At 63.3% G+C, this 1,667-nt stretch carries 2 protein-coding genes; both read right to left on the minus strand.

What is annotated here, in order from left to right; all coding sequences use genetic code 11:
• Positions 1-421, minus strand: a 421-nt coding sequence (locus C0456_RS20470; RefSeq protein ID WP_291056532.1) for an integrase arm-type DNA-binding domain-containing protein, incomplete at its 3' end; no start/stop codon positions are given.
• A partial coding sequence (locus C0456_RS20475; RefSeq protein WP_291056535.1) for a site-specific integrase occupies positions 418-1,667 on the minus strand: 1,250 nt, incomplete at its 5' end. The genes C0456_RS20470 and C0456_RS20475, both read right to left, overlap by 4 nt.

Consider the following 1,667-nt stretch of genomic DNA (forward strand, 5'->3'; position numbering starts at 1 on the left):
AAAGGCGGCGGTAGCTGGCATTCACGTTCCATGTTTTCGGCGTCCAGCGGGTCCCCCACCTTTCCCAGAACTCGTCGAGAAAATCGCTGTAGCGCGGGGCCGACCGGATACGCTTGCGCTCACTGGCCGGATCCTCACCGACACGCGCATATGCCAGCACGATCCGCGCCACCTGCGTCGCCTGCGCGCGTGTCAGAACCGACGCGGGCCCCAAGGTTACCGTCCGCAGCTTGCCGCCCATCCGCGTCTGCACGATGTAGACGTTTCTGCCAGTAGCATAGTGCCGGATGCCGAACCCATGCTCGATTCCGAGCCAGGTCGTCGTGCGTGGCTTGCCCCTGGGGATGCAGATCAGGTTGATGTCAGCGCCGACCCGCGCCAGCGCCTCCTCGACGACCCGCTTGAGCCCGAGCGCGGTCATGCGCGCAAACCCAGCGAGCTAGCCAGAGAGCCGGAAATGCGCTTGGCCGCATCGGCGACGATCTCGTCGGCCAGATGCGCGTATTTGGCGGTCGTTTCGGGCAGCACATGGCCCAGCAGCTTGCCGATCGTGGCAAGCGGCACATCGTCCATGATCGCGGTCGAGGCAAAGCTGTGGCGCAGGTCATGCAGACGTACATCGGGCAAGGCGCAGCGGCGCCGGAAATTCTCCCACCATTTTTCGAGACTGATCGGTTTCGTTCCCGTCCTATCGGGAAAGACGTATGGGCACTCCCCCACACGAGCAATGCCTTCAAGAACCGCCAATGCTTGACTGTTCAGCCAGATCACCTTCGGGCCGGTCTTGCTGTCAGGCAGAACCAGTCGAGGCGGCTTGACCCAGTCCCATCGCAGCCCCTCGATCTCGCCGCGACGCGCCCCGGTGAAAAGTAGCAGCCGCAGGATCGCCGCCTGTGCCGGAAATTCGGCCTCTTGCGCGCGCAGTTCAGCGCCCACGCGCGCGTATTCGCGAGGGGTGAGATACCGCTCCATCGCTTGCCGCTTGTAGCGCGGCATCCCCCGGCATGGATTGGAGCCCTTGCGCCGCATCTTCAGCGCCTCGGCATAGTTGAGCAGTGCTGCCAGCACGGGTATCGCGCGGTTGTATCGCGCCTCGCGTTCGCCTGCGCAAGCATCGCGCCAGCGCACGACATCTGCCTTGGTGACGTCAGCCACCAGAATGTCACCGAAGTGGGGGGCAAGGTCACCGCGCCAGGCATCGGCGTTGCGTTTCGCCGTCGAGGGTTTCCAGACGCGCGACAGGTCCTCGAAATAGGTCGCCACGAAATCGCTCATGGTCGGCGTTGACCGCACCACCACCCGCTTGGGCAATCCGTCCAGCGCCACCTCGGCGAGCAATCGGCGCGCCTGCGAGCGGGCCAGCGCTGCGTCGAGGTCGGTCGTCTTTCCAAGCGTGATCCGCCGATGCTTGCCGCGATGGCGTAGTCGCACGAACCAGTAGTAGTTGCCGGTCGGGCGAACCCGCAATCCGAAGCCCGCCAGCTCGGTGTCCCAGATGCAATATTCGCTCGCCTTCAGCGGCAGATTCCGGCGTGCGAAATTGCCATCAAGAAAGGCTCTGTTGCCCTGCTTTTTTGCTGCGGGGACCATATGGCCATCAGGGATATCAGAACTGCCAGCTAAAGTCGCGAAATTCTGCGAATTATTGGGGACCACATGGCCATCAA

This window comes from Hyphomonas sp. (genome assembly GCF_013823385.1).
Taxonomy (GTDB): domain Bacteria; phylum Pseudomonadota; class Alphaproteobacteria; order Caulobacterales; family Hyphomonadaceae; genus Hyphomonas.